Source organism: Streptomyces sp. NPDC012508 (assembly GCF_042902595.1).
GTDB lineage: Bacteria > Actinomycetota > Actinomycetes > Streptomycetales > Streptomycetaceae > Streptomyces.
Map to the genome: position 1 here is coordinate 393,257 of NZ_JBIBEO010000001.1, position 16,510 is coordinate 409,766.

Consider the following 16,510-nt stretch of genomic DNA (forward strand, 5'->3'; position numbering starts at 1 on the left):
GGTCAGCGCCCTTCTTCGATCCAGGTGGCGGAGGGGCCGTCGAGGACGATGTCCCAGGCGTAGCCGAGGGAGAACTCGGGCCGCGACAGCGCGTGGTCGTAGCGGGCGACGAGCCGTTCGCGGGCCGCCGGGTCGGTGACCGAGCGCCATATCGGGTCGTGGACGAGGAGCGGGTCGCCGGGGAAGTACATCTGTGTGACGAGCCGCTGGGTGAAGGACGCGCCGAAGACGGAGAAGTGGATGTGGGCAGGGCGCCAGGCGTTGGTGTGGTTGCGCCACGGATAGGCGCCCGGCTTGACGGTGGTGAAGGTGTAGCGGCCCTTGTCGTCGGTGAGGGTGCGGCCGACGCCGGTGAAGTTCGGGTCGAGCGGGGCGGGGTGCTGGTCGCGCAGATGGGCGTACCGGCCAGAGGCGTTGGCCTGCCACACCTCGATGAGCTGCCCGCGGACAGGGCGCCCCGCCCGGTCGAGGAGGCGGCCGGAGACGGTGATCCGCTCTCCGAGGGGCTCGCCGGCGTGCTGACGCGTGAGGTCGTGGTCGGTCTCGGTGACGTCGGTGGGGCCGAAGACGGGGCCGGAGAGCTCGACGGTCTCGGGGTCGCCGCCGTCGACCGCGACGAGCGGCTGCCGGGGGTGGCGGAGCAGGGAGCTGCGGTACGGGGCGTAGTCGCGGGCCGGGTGGCTGCGGGGCGGGGCGCCGGCGGCCAGCTCCTTGTCGTAGGCGTTCTGGAGCTCGTCGATCTCGGTGTCGATGTCCGACTGGGTGAGGGCCATGTGGGTTCCCGGAGGTGTCAGCGGGCGGAGGTGTCAGCGGGCGGGGGCGTCGGCGGCGCGGTGGACGGTGGCCGCGGTCCTGGCGAGGACGTCGGCGGGGTCGACGCCGGGTGCGGTCTCGGTGAGGACGAGACCGTCGTCGGTGACGTCCAGGACGCCGAGGTCGGTGACGATCCGGTCGACGCAGCCCCGGCCGGTCAGCGGGAGGGTGCACTCCTCCACGATCTTCGGGGTGCCGTCCTTGGCGGTGTGGGTCATCACGACGATGACGGTCCGGGCGCCGTGCACGAGGTCCATCGCTCCGCCGATGCCGGTGACGAGCTTGCCGGGTACGGCCCAGTTGGCGAGGTCGCCACGGGCGGAGACCTGCATGGCCCCGAGGACGGCGACATCGATGTGGCCGCCGCGGATCATTCCGAAGGAGAGCGCCGAGTCGAAGTAGGAGGCTCCGGGCAGGACGGTGACGGTCTCCTTGCCGGCGTTGATGAGATCCGGGTCGACCTCCTCCTCGGTGGGGTACGGGCCGGTGCCGAGAATCCCGTTCTCCGACTCCAGGATCACCTCCACCCCTTCGGGCAGGTGGTTGGGGATGAGGGTCGGCAGTCCGATGCCCAGATTGACGTACTGACCGTCCTTCAGCTCGCGCGCGGCGCGGGCGGCCATCTGCTCGCGGGTCCAGCTCATCGCGTGGTCCTGTTCTCTATGCGCTTCTCCCGGGCCTGTTCGGGGGTCAGGGCGACGACGCGCTGGACGAAGACGCCGGGGAGGTGCACGGCGTCGGGGTCGAGCCCGCCCGGTTCGACCAGCTCCTCGACCTCGGCGATCGTGACCTTTCCGGCCATCGCGGCCAGGGGGTTGAAGTTCCGCGCCGACTTGTTGAAGACGAGGTTGCCGTGGCGGTCCCCGCGGGCGGCGCGGACGAGCGCGAAGTCGGTGCGGATGCCGCGCTCCAGGACGTACGCGACGCCGTCGAACTCCCGTACCTCCTTGGGCGGCGAGGCGAGCGCGACGCCGCCGTCGCCGTCGTAGCGCCAGGGCAGGCCGCCGTCGGCGACCTGTGTGCCGACGCCCGCGGGTGTGTAGAAGGCCGGGATGCCGCAGCCGCCGGCCCGGAGCCGCTCGGCGAGCGTGCCCTGCGGGATCAGCTCGACCTCCAGCTCACCGGCGAGGTACTGACGGGCGAACTCCTTGTTGGCGCCGATGTACGAGCCCGTGACGCGTGCGATGCGGCCTGCGGAGAGGAGGACGGCGAGGCCGGAGTCCATGGCCCCGCAGTTGTTGGAGACGACCCGCAGCCGGGCCGAGCCGCGCCGGTGGACGGCGTCGATGAGCACGTCCGGTACGCCGCTGAGGCCGAAGCCGCCGACGGCGAGCGAGACCCCGTCACCGACGTCTGCCACCGCGTCCGCCGCGGTGGGGACGACCTTGTCCATTCGGAGAGCCTCCGGAGTCGAGTCGTAGTGGTGAGTCGTTATTAGTCAGTGCACTGAGTATCTGATGCGATGCCGCCATGCTGGCATTGGCACCTGCGCGGGTCAATAGGCGCTCGGAGCGGAGGCGTATCGTTCAGTACACCGACGAACACAACCGGAGGAGACGATGGCCGCGGTCGATCTGACCACCCATCCCGGGCACCTGGCCCGACGGCTCCAGCAGGCACACCATCTGCTGTGGACGACGATGGTCTCGGAGGAGATCACCTCTCCGCAGTTCGGCGTCCTCAACGCGCTGACCGCGGAGCCGGGACTCGATCAGCGGACGGTGGGCGAGCGCGTGGGCCTGGACCGCTCCACGATCGCCGAGGTCGTCAGCCGGCTCACGCGCCGCGGCCTGCTCGACAAGGTGCGCGACACCGAGGACGGCCGCCGCTTCCTGCTGCGGCCGACCGAGGAGGGCCGGCGCACGCACCGCAGGCTCACGGTGCGCACGGCACGGATGAACCAGGTCTTCCTGGCCCCCCTCTCGGCCGAGGAGCAGGCGCAGTTCCTGAGCCTGATGCTGCGGGTGTCGGACGCGGCCGAGCGGCTGCGGGACCCGGCGGAGCCTACGGCTTCCTGACGGCCTCGACGTTGGAGATCATCCGGCGCAGCACGGTGAGCGCGGCCACGTACTCCTCGTCGCTGACTCCGTCGTGGACCACTGCTCGCAGCTCGGTCACCAGCTCGCGCAGCCGCACTCTGGCGGCTTCGCCGGCGTCCGGGAGGTACAGACGCTGTTCTGCGTCGGTCCGCAGCCAGCCGCGATGGAGCAGCTGGTCGACGACGCGGGGGATCTCGTACGGTCCGTCCGCGAGGGGCGCCAGCTGGTCGGCGACCTCGGCGCGGCTCGGCGCGGCGGGCGCGTATCCGACGTTGTTGAGCACCCAGTACTGCGGTTGTGTGGCGTCGATCGTGGCCATGCTGTCCCGCAGGTGCCGGGTCACGGCCGTGTGCGCCAGTCCACTCCAGTAGCCGATGGGCTGGGTCGCCGGCCTGTCGTCGGCGGCGGCCGGATCTGCGGGCGCCTGGTCGGTGGCGGTGCCGGTCGGCGATTCCATGATCACGACGCTACACCTGCCCGCTGCCGGCCCGGGTGGGCCGCCCCAGGCCGAGGGCTGGCCCAGGTGTCGGGCACGGTCCGTCAGGCTTCGGGTACGGGGGTGAAGCGGCCCGCCGTGCGCAGGTCGTCCTCGATCCGGGCGGCCGTGGCGCGCAGTTCGGGAAGGACGTCGGCGACGGTCTCCTCCACCGTGCGGCGGCTGCTGTGCATGGCGACGTTCACGGCAGCCACCACCGCGCCCGCGCGGTCGCGGACCGGCACGGAGATCGAGCGCAGGCCCTGCTCCAGCTCCTCGTCGACGAGGGCGTAACCCTGCTCCCGAACACGCTCCAGTACGGCGGCGAGTTCGCCGACCGAGGTGAGGGTGTGCGGAGTGAGGGCCCGCGGTTCGATGTCCGCCAGCCACGCGGCACGGGCGTCGGGCGGCAGATCGGCGAGCATCACCCGGCCCAGCGAGGTGGCGTGGGCGGGGAAGCGGGTGCCGACGGTGATGTGGACGCTCATGATCCGGCGGGTGGCCACCCGGGCGGTGTACCGGACGTCGTGGCCGGCGAGGACCGCGAGGGACGCAGAGTCGTGGACGCGCCGCGAGAGTTCGGCCAGGTGCGGAGCGGCGATCTGCGGGAGCGGCAGCCGCGAGAGGTACGGGTAGCCGAGCGCAAGGACCTGAGGGGTGAGCCGGAACAGCCGGCCCTCGGCGTAGACGTACCCCAGATGCTCCAGGGTGATCAGGGCGCGCCGCGCGGTGGCCCGGGCGAGCCCGGTGGCCTCGGCGACGGCGCTCAGGGAGAGCGCGGCCCGGCCCTCGCCGAACGCGGTGAGGACGGTGAGCCCCCGGGCGAGGGACTCGACGAAGCCCCGGCCGAGCTCCTGCTTCGAGGCATGGGTCCAGTCGGCGAGCCCGGGCGGTCGCGGTGCGAGGTCCCTCGGGCCGGCCTGCGGGTGCGCCGGCCGCGGGCCGGCCTGCGGGCGCGCCGCCGTCTCGCGGTCCTCTCCGCTCAGGAGCCGCTCCCAGTCCGCGACCGCGGCCCGCAGACGGGGCAGCATCGCCTCGCGCAACGAATCGGCCGTGTGGCGGCTGGTGTGGCTGACCACGCTGGCCACACAGACGACGGCCCCGTCCGCGTCCCGTACGGGCAGGGCGAGCGCGACCAGGCCCGGCTCGATGAGTTGGTCGTCCAGGGCCCAGCCCCGCTCACCGGCCCGCGCCGCCCGCGCGGCGAACTCCTTCTCGTCCGGCCCCTCACCGGGCGGTACGGCGGGAAAGCCGGACGCCCTGGGATCCGCGGCTCTGCGCGTCCGCCACCGCGTCCACTCCGCCTCCGTCCACTCGGCGGCCAGCACGGCTCCCGGGGCCGTCCGTTCGGCCGGCAGCAGGTCGCCGATGCGGAAGCTGAGGGACATCGCGCGCCGACGGGTGGCCTGGTGGACGAAGCGGATGCCGTCGCCGTCGGCGACCGCGAGCGACACCGACTCGTCCAGCGCGTCCGCGAGAGCGTCGGCCTGGCCGCCGAGCAGCCCGGGAAGTCCGAGGGCGGCCAGATAGGCGTTGCCCAGGTCCATCAGCCGGGGCGCGAGAAAGACGTCACGGCCGTCGAGCCGTACGTATCCCATGCGGGCGAGCGTGCCGGTCACCCGGTCGACGGTGGAGCGGGCCAGACCGGTGATGCGCTCCAGCTCGCTGAGGCTCAGGACCCCGTCGGCGTCGGTGAGCCGGCGCAGCACCATGAGCCCGCGCATCAGCGGCGCGACGGCCTCCGACGGCACATCCCCCGACGCGTCGGTGTCCGGCGCCGGCACGGTCTCGGTCGGTGGCATGGACTCTCCCTGACGGATCTTGGGGACACCGTAGAGGACGGACGCCGCAGCGGGCTGCGGCGTCCACGGTGGGCGTTGACAGCCCGGCGCGGCAGGCGCAGACTCGCCCCGCTCTTCGGTGAAGTTTATTTCACTATACGAACATGGAGGCTCGATGCACACCACGGTCGGCATCATCGGCGGCGGCCCCTCCGGGCTGCTCCTCGCCCGGCTGCTGCACAACGCCGGCATCGACAGCGTGGTCCTGGAGTCCCGCGACCGGGCGTACGTCGAGCGGCGGCAGCGTGCCGGGATCCTCGAACAGGCCACCGTCGACGCCCTGCGCGCGGCCGGGGCGGGCGCACGGCTGGACGCCGAGGGGATGGCCCACGACGGCATCGAGCTGCGCTTCGACGGGCGCGCCCACCGGGTCGACTTCCCCGCGCTCACCGACGGCCGCCGGGTCTGGGTCTACGCGCAGACCGAGGTGGTGAAGGACCTGATCGCCCTTCAACTCACCGACGGCGGCCCGCTCCTGTTCGGCGCCGAGGTGCGGTCGGTGGAGGGCGTCGACACGGACCGTCCGGCGATCCGTTACACCCACGAGGGCCGCGAGCAGACCCTGACCTGCGACTACGTGGTCGGGTGCGACGGCTTCCACGGGGTCGCGCGCACGGCCGTGCCGGAGGGCGAGCGGACGACGTACGAGCGGACGTATCCGTACTCCTGGCTCGGCATCCTCGCCGAAGCCCCGCCCGTGTACGAGGAGTTGATCTACGCGCACTCCGAGCGGGGCTTCGCCCTCGCCAGCATGCGTTCCCCCGCCGTGAGCCGGCTCTACCTCCAGGTGCCGAACGGCACCGACCCGGCCGACTGGCCGGACGACCGGATCTGGGACGAGCTCGACGCGCGCTTCGCGCTCGGGGAGGCACCCGAGTGGCGGCTCGGGCGCGGCCCGATCACCCAGAAGTCGGTGCTGCCGATGCGGAGTTCGGTGACGGAGCCCATGCGGTACGGGCGGCTGTTCCTTGCCGGGGACGCGGCCCACATCGTCCCGCCGACCGGTGCGAAGGGGCTGAACCTCGCCGCCGCCGACGTGATCGTCCTGGCGCGGGCGTTCGCCCACCGGGAGGCGACGGGTTCGACGGAGCTGCTCGACGGCTACTCCGAGACGTGCCTGCGCCGGGTGTGGCGCGCCGAGCACTTCTCGTACGCCATGACGACGACGCTGCACCGCGATCCGGCCCAGTCCGGCTTCGACACGCGTCTCCAACTCTCGCAACTGGACCGGATCGCGACGTCGTCGCACGCGGCCGCCGAACTCGCCCAGAACTACGTGGGGTTGCCGATCGGGGAGCCGCCGCTCCGGGCGGTGCCTCCTGCGGCGCGTCCTGCGGTGCCGTGACGGATTTCCGCCACGGCGCCCGTCACGCCACCGGTGTCGCGGTGGTCCGCAGCGCGGAGGCGTAGATCTCGTCGGGGTCGAGCCTGCGCAGTTCCTCGGCGATCAGCTCGGCCGTCGTACGGACCTTCAGGGCGAGGACGCGGCTGGGCTGGCCGGGGATGGAGAGCCGGGCCACCGGACCCTCCGGCCGGTCGATGCGGATCTCGCCGTCGGGCGTGCCGAGGCGCACGGCGGTGACGACCGGCCCGTCCGTGACGACCCGTTCGACCGGGACCCGCAGCCGGTCCTCGAACCAGCGGGCCAGCAGCTCGGCGCTCGGGTTGTCGGCCTCGCTCTCCACGGCGGCCGAGACGACCGTCGCGGCGGCCTGGTCGAGGGCTGCGGCGAGCATCGAGCGCCACGGGGTGAGCCGGGTCCAGGCGAGGTCGGTGTCACCGGGGGCGTAGGAGGCGGCGCGGACGGCGAGCGCGGCGAGGGGGTCCTCGACGGCGTAGGCGTCGGTGATGCGGCGCTGGGCGAGTGAGCCGAGCGGGTCCTTGGACGGGACGTCTGGGGCGTCGACGGGCCACCAGACGACGACGGGGGCGTCGGGGAGCAGCAGCGGGAGGACCACGGAGTCGGCGCGGGCGCCGAGTTCGCCGTGCAGCCGGAGCAGGACGGTCTCCCCCGAGCCGGCGTCGCTGCCGACGCGCACCTCCGCGTCCAGGCGGTCCTCATGCCGCCGCCGAGGCGTACGGGCATGGCGCTTGATGACGACGAGTGTGCGCGACGGGTGCTCGCGCGAGGCGTCGTTGGCGGCCCTCAGCGCGTCGTAGGCGTTCTCCTCGTCGGTGACGATGACGAGGGTGAGCACCATGCCGACGGCGGGTGTGCCGACGGCCCTGCGGCCCTCGACGATCGCCTTGTTGATCTTGCTGGATGTGGTGTCCGTGAGATCGATCTTCATGGCCCGCGCCCGTTCCCTCCGTCGCCCTGTGATCGCTGCGGCCTGTCTCCCCGAGCCTACGCGGGCGGAGACACTCCCGCCCCACCCACGGGTGCGGTGCGCGACTCGCCCGCCCGCGGGTGCGGTGCGCGACTCGCCCGCCCGCGGGGTCACAGCGACTCCGGCTCCCGCAGGGTGCGCAGCAGCAGCCAGCCGAGAGCGGGCAGGGCGATCAGCGGGGCGAGGGCGGCGCGGAGGGAAGTGGCGTCGGCGAGGGCTCCGACCATCGGACTGGCGAGGCCGCCGACGCTGACGGTCAGTCCGAGCGTCACCCCGCTCGCCGTGCCCACGCGCCCGGGCAGGTAGTCCTGGCCGAGGGTGACGTGCAGGGAGAAGGGCACGTACAGGCCCGCCGAGGTGAGCGCGACGAAGACATAGAGGAGCGGGCCGGGGACGAGGATCACACCGGCCACGGCAAGGACGGTCAGGGCGTAGGACCACCGGACGACCGTGACCCGCTGATGGCGGGTGGCGAGCTTCCCGCCGGCCACGGTGCCGACCGCGCCGCCGAGGTAGAGCACGAACAGGGCTGCCGTACCGGCGACTTCGCCGCCGCCTGTGCGCCGGCGCGCGTACAGGGAGAGGAAGGTGGCGAGTGCGACGAAGACGATCGAGCGGCAGACGACCGCCCCGGAGAGCCGTGCGAAGGATGCCCAGTCGTCCCGGCGTGCGGACGTCCCGGTGCCGTCGCCGGGCGCCTTCTCCGTCGGGGCGCCGATCGACCGCAGCGCGGCCGCGCACAGGGCCGCGCCGGCGAGGGCGGGGACGACCAGCAGCGGGGTGGCGTCCAGGCCTCCGGTGGCGACGACCGCCGCGACCAGCAGGGGCGCGGCGGCGAAGCCGAGGTTGCCGCCGAGGGAGAACCAGCCCATGGCCGTGTGACTGCCCCGGCTCGCCCGGCGTGCGACGCGCGCCGCCTCGGGGTGGTACGCGGCGACGCCGATCCCGGACACGGCGACCACGGCCAGGGTCAGGGCGTAGGAGTCGCCGACACCGCTGAGCGCGACACCGGCCCCGGCGAACAGCGCGCTCACGGGCAGGAGCCAGGGCAGGGCCCATCGGTCGGTGAGCGCTCCGAACAGCGGTTGCACCACCGACGAGAGCAGCGAGGCGGCGAGAACGACGCCCGAGGCTGCGGCGTAGCTGTAGGCGCGCTCGGAGACGAAGAACGGCACCAGAGCCGCGACGGCTCCCTGATAGACGTCCACGCACGCGTGCCCCCAGGACATCAGCGCCAGGGGGCGACGGGGCGGGGTGAGGGGCGGGGTGAGGGTCGGGTTCGTCGGCACCGTTCGATCGTGGCAACGCCGCCAGGTGTCGCGCTTTCGATATTCTGCCGACTTGTGTCGAACACCCGCCGATCCGTCCGCCACACCCCCGAGGCACCGACCCGCGCCCAGAGCCTGGCCGCCGGCGAGCGCATCGACGCGCACCGCCACGACGACCACCAGATCGTCTACGCGGGCGCGGGCGTCCTGGCCGTCACCACCGACGCCGGTACGTGGTTCGCGCCCGGCACCCGCGCCATCTGGGTACCGGCCGGGACGGTCCATGCCCACCGGGCGCACGGCCATCTGGATCTGCATCTGATCGGACTGCCCGCCGACGACAACCCGCTGGGCCTCGACGCCCCGACCGTGCTCGCGGTCAGCCCCCTCCTGCGCGAGCTGATCCTCGCGTACACCCGCTTCCCCGGCGACACCGGCGCCGAGCGCGGTCGCCTGCTCGCCGTGCTCCGGGACCAGTTGCGGGCCTCGCCCCAGGAACCGCTACGGCTGCCCGCGCCGACCGACGTCCGCCTCGCCGCCGTCTGCGCGATCCTCCGGAACGACCCGGCCGACCCCCGCACGCTGGCCGAGCTCGGCGCCGCGACCGGGGCGGGCGAACGCACCCTCAGCCGGCTGTTCCGCTCCGAACTCGGTATGACGTTCCCTCAGTGGCGCACCCAGGCGCGGCTGTACCACGCCCTGCGGATGCTGGCGGACGACGTCCCGGTCACCGCCGTCGCGCACCGCTGCGGCTGGTCGTCGCCCAGCGCCTTCATCGAGGTCTTCCGACGCGCCTTCGGGTACACCCCGGGCGCGCACCGTCACACGAGGAAGTCCCCCACGGTGGCGGCGAACGGCTCGGGGTCGTCGATCCATGGGTAGTGGCCCGCCCCCGGCTGCACGGCGAACGCGGCGTCGGGGAAGAGCGCGGCGAGTTCGGAGACCGGCCCGGGCGGGCTGTTCAGGTCGTACTCCCCCGCGAGCACGAGGACGGGCGCCTCGACGGCGGCGAGCGCGGCGCGGGTGGACTCCGGGTCGAAGGCTCCCTCGGCGGCGAAGCCGGCGACGGCTTCCGCGTTGCCCGGCCGCGCCTCCGCGTGGTGCCGGCGCGCCGCATCGTCCCAACGACCCCGGAGGAAGGGGGCGATGGCGTCCCAGTCGCCACCCCTGCCCTCGGTGAGGGCCTCCAGGGCGGAGAAGGCGTCCGGGAACCACGGCTCGTCCTTCCGCAGCATCGCCGCCGCACGCCGGGTCTCACCGCTGATGGTGATGCCGACGGCCGCCGTGCCGGGCGTGATCAGGGCGAGCCTGCGGACCCGGTGGGGGTACCGGGCGGCGTACGCGACGGCGACGTTCGCTCCGCCGGAGTGGCCGAGCAGGTCGATGCGGTCGAGGCCGAGGTGGACGCGCAGGGCCTCGACATCGTCGACGACACGGTCGCAGCGATACGTGGCGGGATCCTGGGGGACGGCGGAGTCGCCCGTTCCGCGGGGGTCGAGGAGGACCAGGCGACGGCGCGCGGAGAGGCCGCCGAGGTCGCCGAGGTAGCGGGAGTCCGTCGGGCCTCCGGGGACGCAGACGACGGGATCGCCGACCCGTTCCGTACGGCCCTCGGCGCGGCGCCCGGGGCGGTCCTCGGTGCGGTCGCCGGTGCGGTCCTTCGTGCGGTGGGCGAGCCGGGTTCCGTCCGCTGCCGCGAAGTAGGTGGTCATGGTTCGAGCCTGCCAGCCATAACCATGTAATACAACCTGGTTATGGTGGTGTATAACCGAGCCATGGAAGGCGAGGAGATCACCGAGGACGAGGCCGCGCGCATGCTCGCCGCGATGAACGAGGTCATTCGGGCGGGCGAGGAGATGCGGCGGCTGCGCGCCGAGATGATCAAGGTGTTCGTCGGCTACGGCTGGACGCAGGAGCGCATCGCGCGGCTCACCGAGATGAGCCAGCCCGCCGTGTCCAAGCAGGTCAGGGCCAGGTCGCCGGAGGCGCCGATGGCGCTCTCCCTGCGGCAGGACGACGCCCCGTGGCTCGAAGGGCGCCTGTGGGGCCTCGCCGAGGCGATCTCCGAGTCCTGCGACGAGACCGCCCACTGCACGCCGTACGTCCACGCGTTCGCGCGGGGCCGGAAGCGCTTCACGCCCCGGACCGTCGACGAACTGCGCCGCCTGGTCGAGGAGGACCTCCGGACGCATGCGGACCGCTTCCCCGCCGCGAACCGGAGCGCGTACCGGACGGCGTACGACGAGATCAGCCGCGGTCTCGACGTCCCGGCGAAGACGGCCGTGACCCCGCCCGCCTCCGCCACGCCCTCGATGCGCCGGGCCCTCGCCCACCAGATCCAGCGCGACCGGCTCCGGGCCGGGGGCTGACGCTGGCGCTCCCGGCCCTCACGGGGAGATCATCTCGGGATGACCACGGAAACGATCACCGCCGCCGCCTCGGGCACCTGGACCCTCGGCGACCTCACGGTCAACCGGATCGGCTTCGGCGCGATGCGCCTGCCGCAGACCGGCGAGGCGCTCATCGAGAACGCCGTCCCCCGCGACCGGGACCAGGCCGTCGCCGTCCTGCGCCGGGCCGTCGAGCTCGGTGTGAACCACATCGACACCGCCGCCTTCTACTTCTCACCCCTGCGCTCCGCCAACGAGCTGATCAACCGCGCCCTGGCGCCGTACGCCGACGACCTGGTCATCACCACCAAGGTCGGACCCTGCCGGGACGCCTCGGGACGGTGGGGCACGCATGCCGCCACTCCGGAGGAGCTGCGCGGACAGGTCGAGGAGAACCTGCGCCAGCTCGGCCGCGACCACCTCGACGTGGTGAACCTGCGGATCCTCGGCACCGACTCGATCGCCGAGCGCTTCGGGGCGCTGGCGGACCTGCGCAAGGCCGGGCTCATCCGCCACCTGGGCCTCTCGAACATCCATCCCCACCACCTGGCCGAGGCGCAGGCGATCGCCCCGGTGGTCTGCGTACAGAACCGGTACGGGATCGGGATCCGGCCGGACCACGACGCGTTCGTCCGCGAGTGCGGCGAGCAGGGCATCGCGTACGTGCCGTTCTACTCCATCGCCGGCGCGGCCGGCCAGGCGGGCGCCGCCCAGACCGCGGTGGACGACGAGGTGCTGGCCGTGGCCCGGGCCCACGGCGCGAGCCCGGCGCAGGTCCGCCTCGCGTGGACGCTGCACCGCGGCCCGCACATGCTCGCCATTCCCGGCACCGGCGACCTGGAGCATCTGGCGGCCAATGTCGCGGCGGGCGCGCTGCGCCTCACCGAGGACGAACTGGCCACCCTGGACGCCCTGCACCGGCGCGGCGACGCGTAGCGGCACAAGCGGAACGGGGACGGCCGGGAACAGTCGCGAGCGGGGCTTCGATCGCACCGGCCGTCCCGGCCGTCGTCGCTTCAGGCGCGTCCTGCGGCCTTCTGGCTGCGGCGGGACAGCGAGTCGACGACCACGGCGGCCAGCAGCACGGACCCGGTGATCATGAACTGGACCGCGTTGCTGACGCCCATGATGTTCATGCCCGACTGGATCGACCCGATCACCAGCGCGCCGAGCAGCGCGGACCAGACCGAACCGCGCCCGCCGAACAGGCTCGTGCCGCCGATGACGGCCGCGGCGATGACGTTCATCAGCAGGTTGCCGCCACCCGAGGTCTGGCTGGCGGACTGGATCTGCCCGGCGAGGAAGAGACCGCCGACCGCCGCCATGGTGCCGGCGATCGAGAAGACGGTCATCCGGATGAACGGCACGCTGATGCCCGCCCTGCGCGCGCCCTCGATGTTGCCGCCGACGGCGAAGATCTGCCGTCCGTACGAGCTGCGGCGCAGCACGAAGTCGACGAGGACCAGCACGATCAGGAAGATCAGGAGCGCCAGCGGCAGCCCCTGGTACTGGTTGAGGATGTACGCGGTGACGAACGCAATCGCGGCGATGACGACCGTACGGATCACGATCTCGGCGACCGGCCGGAACGGCACCCTGGCCTTCTGGCGGCGCCTGGCGTCGAGGAGCGAGGCCGCCAGGAACAGACCGACCCCGACGGCGGCCGCCACATAGGCGGCGGCCGGGGTGTGGAAGATCTTCGAGTAGAGCTCGGAGACGATGCTCTCACTCGGGATGTTGACCGTTCCGCTGGTACCGAGCACCTGGAGCATGAGTCCGTTCCAGGCGAGATTGCCGGCCAGCGTGACGACGAACGCGGGCACACCGACCTTGGCGAAGAAGAACCCCTGGATGAGTCCGACGGCGGCTCCGCCCGCGACGGCGACCAGGAGCGCCAGCCACTCGTTCATGCCGTTCAGGACGTTGAGCACGGCGAAGATCGCGGCGCACAGGCCGCTGACAGAGCCGACGGAGAGGTCGATCTCACCGAGCAGCAGGACGAAGACGATGCCGATGGCGATCATGCCCGTGCCGACGATCTGCTGGCTCAGGTCGGACAGGTTCTGCGCCGACAGGAACGCGCTGTCCAGGGAGCCGAAGACCGTCCAGATGATGATCACGGCGATGACCACCGGCAGGGAGCCCAGCTCACCGCTGCGCAGCTTGCGCTTGAACTCCCCGAGGTATCCCTTGAGTCCCTGTTCCCGCACGATCAGCCGGGTGTCGACGGCGGGCATGGCGTCATGGGCCGGCCCCTGGTCGGCCCCGTTGCCGGATCCCGGGGTGGAGGGGTCGTGGCGGCCTCGGTCGCGCCTCATTGCTCCTCCTCCCGCTTACGGGCCTGGCGGCGCGTCACGGCGCTGTCGCTGGCGCCGGTGATGGCGGAGATGATCTCCTCGGTGGTGGTGGAGCGCTTGTCGAAGAACCCGTTGTTCCGGCCGAGGCGCAGTACGGCGATCCGGTCCGCGACCGCCATCACGTCCACCATGTTGTGGCTGATCAGGATGGTGCCGAGGCCGCGCTCGCGGAGCCGCTCGACGAGGTCGAGGACCTCGGCGGTCTGCTCCACGCCCAGCGCGGCGGTCGGCTCGTCCAGGATGACGACCTTCGGTTCGCCGATCAGGGAGCGGGCGATCGCCACGGTCTGGCGCTGGCCTCCGGAGAGGGAGGCGACGGGGATCCGGACGCTGGGAATGCGGATGGAGAGCGTCTCGAGCAGTTCGCGCGAGCGCTGTTCCATCCGGACCTCGTCGAGGACTCCCCAGCTCTTGATCTCCCGGCCGAGGAAGAGGTTGCCGACGACGTCGAGGTTGTCGCAGAGCGCCAAGTCCTGGTAGACGGTGGCGATCCCGAGGTTCTGGGCGTCGTGGGGCCGGTGGATGGTGACCGGGCGGCCCTCCCAGGTGATGACTCCGTCGTCCGGCGGGTTCACCCCCGCGATCGCCTTGACGGCGGTCGACTTGCCGGCGCCGTTGTCGCCGACGAGGGCGACGACCTCTCCGGCGTGGACCTCCAGATCGAAGTCCGAGAGGGCCTGGACGGCGCCGAACCGCTTGGAGATCCCCCGCAGACTGAGCACAGGTGTTCCGAGCACCTTCAACCGCCTCCTGCCGGGCCCCGTTCACCCTCGGGGATCGATCCTGTCCGGTCGGTCGGCATGGCTCCGCGCCGCGGGCGGCCTCGCGACCGCCCCGCGGCCACGGGCTACTCCAGACCGGCCTCCTGGCAGGCGGCCTGGTACTCCGGTGTGCAGATCTCGTCGACCGTGTACAGACCGTCCTTGACGACCGTGTCGTTGATGTTGTCCTTGTCGACCACGATCGGGGTGAGCAGATTGGCCGGGACCTCCTGGCCGCTTCCGCTCTTGACGGTCGTGGGCGTCAGGGAGTCGGGCAGCTCCTTGCCCTCGGCGAGGTCGACGGCCATGGTGGCGGCGATGTCGGCCTCCGGCTTGTACGGCTTCTCGACCGTGATGGTCTGGGTGCCGAGGAGAATCCGCTGGATGGCGTCGAGTTGCGCGTCCTGGCCCGTCAACGGGACGTTGATGCCGGATGCCTTGAGGGCGGTGGCGATGCCGGCGGCCAGACCGTCGTTGGCCGAGTACACGCCGACGATGTTGTCCTTGCCCAGTGCGCTGATCGCGCCCGACATCTGCTGGTTGGCGTTGTTCGGGTCCCAGTTCGGCGTGTCGTACTCCTTGCCGATCTTGACCTTGCCGTCGAGGACGGAGTGCGCACCGGCCTTGAACTCCGCCGCGTTGGGGTCGGTGGGAGAGCCGTTGTGCATCACGATCTGACCGGACTCGGCCTTGTCACCGAGCGCGTCGAGCAGCGCCTGTCCCTGCAACTCGCCGACCTTGAAGTTGTCGTACGAGACGTAGGCGTCGACGGGGCCCTGGGCGAGGCGGTCGTACGCGACGACCTTCACGCCCGCGTCATGGGCCTTCTGCACGGACGACTGGATCGACTTGGAGTCCACGGCGTCCAGGATGAGCACCTGATCACCCTTGGCGAGCGCGGTGTTGACCTGCTGCTGCTGGGTGGTGGCGCTCTCGGCCGCGTTGTAGTAGTCGATCTGGGCGTCCGGCGCCAGTTCCTTGATCTTCTGCTCGATGTACGGCCGGTCGAACTTCTCGTAGCGCGTGGTCTTGCTCTCGGGGAGCAGCAGGCCGATCTTGATCTCCTCCTGCGCCGCGGCGCCGGGCTGGGCGCCGCTGACGGAGACCGCTCCCAGGGAGAGGGCCACGGCTCCGGCCAGGGCTATCGCGCCACGCAATGTGCGGGTCATCGGGGGCTCCTTCCGTACGCCCCCTTCCCTTCACCAGGTGAACGCGGGTGACGAAGGGGTGTACTTATGGCCTTAATACGACATTAGCCGCAACTGGAGGTCCGGCAAGCGGGTGAACGATCGGGGTCACTCCCGGGCGAACGTTCGGGGCCGCCTCCGGGCGAACGGTCCGGGCCGCCTCCCCGTGGCAGCTGGCCTGCGACGATCGAGGCGAGGGCGAGCCCGAACCCCAGGAGCTGGACCGGGCCGAGCGTCTGACCGAGCAGGGCGGCGCCGAGGGCGGCCGCGACCAGCGGCGAGAGCAGGACGAGCACCGCGACGGAGGTGACGGGCAGGGCTGTGAGGCCACGGAACCAGAGGACGAAGGCGAGCAGACCACCGACCCCGCCGAGCCAGAGGTAGCCCAGGGCGGCGGGCAGGTCGACCGCCGGAGGCGCGCCCTCGACGAGGAGGGTGAGGGGCAGCAGGAAGAGGCCTCCCGCCGTGAGTTGCCACCCGGCGAAGGCGGCGGGACCGACGCCTCCGGGGCGCCCCCAGCGTTTGGTGAGCGTCACGCCGAGCGCCATCGTGGCGGCGCTGCCGAGGCCCGCCAGGACCCCGACGAGGTCGAACGCAGCGTTCGGCCCGATCACCACCAGGCCGACGCCGACCACTCCGACCACACCCCAGGCGAGCCGCCGGACGGTGGGCCGCTCTCGGAGGACGACCACCGCCAGGCCCGCGACGACGAGCGGTTGGGCCGCCGCGAGGGTCGCCGCAACGCCGCCCGGCAGACGCTCGGCCGCGACGGTCAGCAGCGGGAAGAGCAGCCCGATGTTGAGCACACCGAGCACCGCGGCCCTCCCCCACCAGGCTCCTTGCGGCAGTGTCCGGCCGATCGCCAGCGCGATCAGACCGGCGGGCAGGGCACGCAGAAGTCCGGCGAACAGCGGGTGTCCGGGCGGGAGCAGCTCGGTGGTGACGACGTAGAAGGTGCCCCACGAGACGGGGGCGAGCGCCGTCAGGAGCGTACGGGAGAGATGGCCGCGCAGGTGGGCCCCTGCGGCTGGAGTGGTCATGTCCGGAAG

17 protein-coding genes are annotated in these 16,510 nt (G+C 72.3%); 5 read left to right on the plus strand and 12 right to left on the minus strand.

The window, feature by feature from the left end; translation table 11 throughout:
* Positions 1–2: 2 nt before the first annotated feature.
* Genes pcaH through ACFY8U_RS01570 form a run of 3 tightly spaced genes read right to left on the minus strand, consistent with a single transcriptional unit; the run spans position 3 to position 2,206 of the window.
* Positions 3–773: a protocatechuate 3,4-dioxygenase subunit beta gene (gene pcaH, locus ACFY8U_RS01560; RefSeq protein ID WP_389564186.1), complete on the minus strand. Its 771-nt coding sequence runs from the start codon at positions 771–773 to the stop codon at positions 3–5.
* Positions 774–806: 33 nt separating this feature from the next.
* A complete protein-coding gene (locus ACFY8U_RS01565; RefSeq protein WP_389564189.1) occupies positions 807–1,457 on the minus strand; it encodes a CoA transferase subunit B in 651 nt (216 codons plus the stop codon).
* Complete coding sequence (locus ACFY8U_RS01570) at positions 1,454–2,206, minus strand: CoA transferase subunit A (RefSeq protein WP_389564193.1); 753 nt, start codon at positions 2,204–2,206, stop codon at positions 1,454–1,456. Before ACFY8U_RS01570 ends, ACFY8U_RS01565 begins: the two co-directional genes overlap by 4 nt.
* A gap of 166 nt (positions 2,207–2,372) precedes the next feature.
* Between ACFY8U_RS01570 and ACFY8U_RS01575 the strand changes: the two genes are divergently transcribed.
* Positions 2,373–2,831, plus strand: coding sequence for a MarR family winged helix-turn-helix transcriptional regulator (locus ACFY8U_RS01575; RefSeq protein ID WP_389564196.1), 459 nt, complete (start codon positions 2,373–2,375; stop codon positions 2,829–2,831).
* On the opposite strand, the gene ACFY8U_RS01580 is transcribed toward ACFY8U_RS01575, so the two are convergent.
* Positions 2,818–3,309: a MarR family transcriptional regulator gene (locus ACFY8U_RS01580; protein WP_389564199.1), complete on the minus strand. Its 492-nt coding sequence runs from the start codon at positions 3,307–3,309 to the stop codon at positions 2,818–2,820. The genes ACFY8U_RS01575 and ACFY8U_RS01580 overlap by 14 nt on opposite strands.
* 83 nt (positions 3,310–3,392) lie before the next feature.
* The gene (locus tag ACFY8U_RS01585) at positions 3,393–5,129 is read right to left on the minus strand and encodes an IclR family transcriptional regulator C-terminal domain-containing protein (protein ID WP_389564202.1); all 1,737 of its coding nucleotides are present in this window, start codon (positions 5,127–5,129) and stop codon (positions 3,393–3,395) included.
* Between the two features lie 154 nt (positions 5,130–5,283).
* Here ACFY8U_RS01585 and ACFY8U_RS01590 point away from each other — a divergent pair, with 154 nt between their 5' ends.
* The gene (locus tag ACFY8U_RS01590; protein WP_389564205.1) at positions 5,284–6,513 is read left to right on the plus strand and encodes a 4-hydroxybenzoate 3-monooxygenase; all 1,230 of its coding nucleotides are present in this window, start codon (positions 5,284–5,286) and stop codon (positions 6,511–6,513) included.
* Between the two features lie 22 nt (positions 6,514–6,535).
* Here ACFY8U_RS01590 and opcA read toward each other — a convergent pair whose 3' ends face one another.
* Both opcA and ACFY8U_RS01600 read right to left on the minus strand, forming a co-directional pair.
* Positions 6,536–7,459, minus strand: a complete 924-nt coding sequence (gene opcA, locus ACFY8U_RS01595) for a glucose-6-phosphate dehydrogenase assembly protein OpcA (protein ID WP_361607561.1) — start codon at positions 7,457–7,459, stop codon at positions 6,536–6,538.
* Positions 7,460–7,608: 149 nt separating this feature from the next.
* On the minus strand, positions 7,609–8,727 hold the full coding sequence (locus ACFY8U_RS01600; protein ID WP_389566094.1) for an MFS transporter: 1,119 nt from the start codon (positions 8,725–8,727) through the stop codon (positions 7,609–7,611).
* A 114-nt stretch (positions 8,728–8,841) separates the two neighbouring features.
* On the opposite strand from ACFY8U_RS01600, the gene ACFY8U_RS01605 reads away from it, so the two are divergent.
* A complete protein-coding gene (locus tag ACFY8U_RS01605; protein WP_389564208.1) occupies positions 8,842–9,648 on the plus strand; it encodes an AraC family transcriptional regulator in 807 nt (268 codons plus the stop codon).
* Here ACFY8U_RS01605 and ACFY8U_RS01610 read toward each other — a convergent pair.
* On the minus strand, positions 9,588–10,478 hold the full coding sequence (locus tag ACFY8U_RS01610; RefSeq protein ID WP_389564211.1) for an alpha/beta fold hydrolase: 891 nt from the start codon (positions 10,476–10,478) through the stop codon (positions 9,588–9,590). The two genes, ACFY8U_RS01605 and ACFY8U_RS01610, sit on opposite strands and share 61 nt — an antisense overlap.
* Before the next feature lie 63 nt (positions 10,479–10,541).
* Here ACFY8U_RS01610 and ACFY8U_RS01615 point away from each other — a divergent pair, with 63 nt between their 5' ends.
* Positions 10,542–11,135 carry a sigma-70 family RNA polymerase sigma factor gene (locus ACFY8U_RS01615; protein WP_389564212.1) on the plus strand — a complete coding sequence of 198 codons (594 nt, stop codon included), beginning with the start codon at positions 10,542–10,544 and terminating at the stop codon, positions 11,133–11,135.
* Positions 11,136–11,174: 39 nt separating this feature from the next.
* Positions 11,175–12,092: an oxidoreductase gene (locus ACFY8U_RS01620; protein WP_389564215.1), complete on the plus strand. Its 918-nt coding sequence runs from the start codon at positions 11,175–11,177 to the stop codon at positions 12,090–12,092.
* 80 nt (positions 12,093–12,172) lie between these two features.
* Here the strand turns inward: ACFY8U_RS01620 and ACFY8U_RS01625 are convergent, their stop codons facing one another.
* The 4 genes from ACFY8U_RS01625 to ACFY8U_RS01640 all read right to left on the minus strand — a co-directional run bounded on the left by ACFY8U_RS01625 (position 12,173) and on the right by ACFY8U_RS01640 (position 16,501).
* Positions 12,173–13,474: a sugar ABC transporter permease gene (locus tag ACFY8U_RS01625; protein ID WP_389564218.1), complete on the minus strand. Its 1,302-nt coding sequence runs from the start codon at positions 13,472–13,474 to the stop codon at positions 12,173–12,175.
* Positions 13,471–14,250 carry an ATP-binding cassette domain-containing protein gene (locus ACFY8U_RS01630; RefSeq protein WP_389564221.1) on the minus strand — a complete coding sequence of 260 codons (780 nt, stop codon included), beginning with the start codon at positions 14,248–14,250 and terminating at the stop codon, positions 13,471–13,473. Before ACFY8U_RS01630 ends, ACFY8U_RS01625 begins: the two co-directional genes overlap by 4 nt.
* A 110-nt stretch (positions 14,251–14,360) precedes the next feature.
* Positions 14,361–15,443: a substrate-binding domain-containing protein gene (locus tag ACFY8U_RS01635; RefSeq protein WP_361607543.1), complete on the minus strand. Its 1,083-nt coding sequence runs from the start codon at positions 15,441–15,443 to the stop codon at positions 14,361–14,363.
* A gap of 83 nt (positions 15,444–15,526) precedes the next feature.
* Complete coding sequence (locus tag ACFY8U_RS01640) at positions 15,527–16,501, minus strand: EamA family transporter (protein ID WP_389564224.1); 975 nt, start codon at positions 16,499–16,501, stop codon at positions 15,527–15,529.
* Positions 16,502–16,510 lie beyond the last annotated feature (9 nt).

Excerpts from the sequence above, each read along its gene's own strand:
- pcaH (WP_389564186.1), bottom strand. The coding sequence starts at position 773 with ATGGCCCTCACCCAGTCGGACATCGACACCGAGATCGACGAGCTCCAG.
- ACFY8U_RS01565 (WP_389564189.1), bottom strand. The coding sequence starts at position 1,457 with ATGAGCTGGACCCGCGAGCAGATGGCCGCCCGCGCCGCGCGCGAGCTG.
- ACFY8U_RS01570 (WP_389564193.1), bottom strand. The coding sequence starts at position 2,206 with ATGGACAAGGTCGTCCCCACCGCGGCGGACGCGGTGGCAGACGTCGGT.
- ACFY8U_RS01575 (WP_389564196.1), top strand. The coding sequence starts at position 2,373 with ATGGCCGCGGTCGATCTGACCACCCATCCCGGGCACCTGGCCCGACGG.
- ACFY8U_RS01580 (WP_389564199.1), bottom strand. The coding sequence starts at position 3,309 with ATGGAATCGCCGACCGGCACCGCCACCGACCAGGCGCCCGCAGATCCG.
- ACFY8U_RS01585 (WP_389564202.1), bottom strand. The coding sequence starts at position 5,129 with ATGCCACCGACCGAGACCGTGCCGGCGCCGGACACCGACGCGTCGGGG.
- ACFY8U_RS01590 (WP_389564205.1), top strand. The coding sequence starts at position 5,284 with ATGCACACCACGGTCGGCATCATCGGCGGCGGCCCCTCCGGGCTGCTC.
- opcA (WP_361607561.1), bottom strand. The coding sequence starts at position 7,459 with ATGAAGATCGATCTCACGGACACCACATCCAGCAAGATCAACAAGGCG.
- ACFY8U_RS01600 (WP_389566094.1), bottom strand. The coding sequence starts at position 8,727 with ATGTCCTGGGGGCACGCGTGCGTGGACGTCTATCAGGGAGCCGTCGCG.
- ACFY8U_RS01610 (WP_389564211.1), bottom strand. The coding sequence starts at position 10,478 with ATGACCACCTACTTCGCGGCAGCGGACGGAACCCGGCTCGCCCACCGC.
- ACFY8U_RS01615 (WP_389564212.1), top strand. The coding sequence starts at position 10,542 with ATGGAAGGCGAGGAGATCACCGAGGACGAGGCCGCGCGCATGCTCGCC.
- ACFY8U_RS01620 (WP_389564215.1), top strand. The coding sequence starts at position 11,175 with ATGACCACGGAAACGATCACCGCCGCCGCCTCGGGCACCTGGACCCTC.
- ACFY8U_RS01625 (WP_389564218.1), bottom strand. The coding sequence starts at position 13,474 with ATGAGGCGCGACCGAGGCCGCCACGACCCCTCCACCCCGGGATCCGGC.
- ACFY8U_RS01635 (WP_361607543.1), bottom strand. The coding sequence starts at position 15,443 with ATGACCCGCACATTGCGTGGCGCGATAGCCCTGGCCGGAGCCGTGGCC.
- ACFY8U_RS01640 (WP_389564224.1), bottom strand. The coding sequence starts at position 16,501 with ATGACCACTCCAGCCGCAGGGGCCCACCTGCGCGGCCATCTCTCCCGT.